Consider the following 1,057-nt stretch of genomic DNA (forward strand, 5'->3'; position numbering starts at 1 on the left):
AGCCAGGACAGTCCGCCTATGCGGAGATCGAATTCCGCAAGGCGCTTTCGGAGATCAAGAATCCGGATGGCTCGGTGGTGTTCCGCTTGGACAATATCGACGTGCCGGCGCAGTTCTCCCAGGTCGCAGCCGATATCCTGGCACAGAAATATTTCCGCAAGGCCGGTGTTCCGGCACGCCTGAAGAAGATCGAAGAGAACGACGTCCCCTCCTTCCTGTGGCGCTCCGTCGCCGATGAGGCGGAACTCGCCAAGCTGCCGGAAGCCGAGCGCTACGGTTCCGAGATCGACGCCCGCCAGGTCTTCGACCGCCTTGCCGGCACCTGGACCTATTGGGGCTGGAAGGGCGGCTACTTCAAGGCGTCGGAAGAAGACGCACGCGCCTTCCGTGACGAGCTTGCCTACATGCTGGCCACCCAGCGCGTGGCGCCGAACTCGCCGCAATGGTTCAACACCGGCCTGCACTGGGCCTATGGCATCGACGGCCCGAGCCAGGGCCACTTCTATGTCGACCCGTTCACCGGCAAGCTGACCAAGTCGAAATCCTCCTACGAGCATCCGCAGCCGCATGCCTGCTTCATCCAGGGCGTACAGGACGACCTCGTCAACGAGGGTGGCATCATGGATCTGTGGGTGCGTGAAGCGCGCCTGTTCAAATACGGCTCCGGTACCGGCTCCAACTTCTCGCTGCTGCGCGGCGAAGGCGAAAAACTGTCCGGTGGCGGCCGCTCGTCGGGCCTGATGAGCTTCCTCAAGATCGGCGACCGCGCGGCGGGCGCCATCAAGTCGGGCGGCACGACGCGCCGTGCCGCGAAAATGGTCATTGTCGACGCCGACCACCCCGATATCGAGGAATTCATCGACTGGAAGGTCAATGAAGAGCAGAAGGTCGCCTCGCTGGTGACCGGCTCCAAGATCGTCAAGAAGCATCTCGAAGCGATCATGAAGGCCTGCGTCAACTGCGAAGGCAATGGCGACGACTGCTTCGATCCGTCGATCAACTCCGCGCTGAAGCGCGAGATCAAGGCGGCCAAGAAGTCCGCCGTGCCGGAGAACTA

The 1,057-nt window shown here is 62.3% G+C and carries 1 pseudogene; it reads left to right on the forward strand.

What is annotated here, in order from left to right:
* A pseudogene (locus EN932_RS36780) lies at window positions 1–1,057 on the forward strand (vitamin B12-dependent ribonucleotide reductase); the annotation flags it as partial.

It is taken from the genome of Mesorhizobium sp. M7A.F.Ca.US.002.01.1.1, assembly GCF_004022955.1.
Classification (GTDB): domain Bacteria; phylum Pseudomonadota; class Alphaproteobacteria; order Rhizobiales; family Rhizobiaceae; genus Mesorhizobium; species Mesorhizobium ciceri.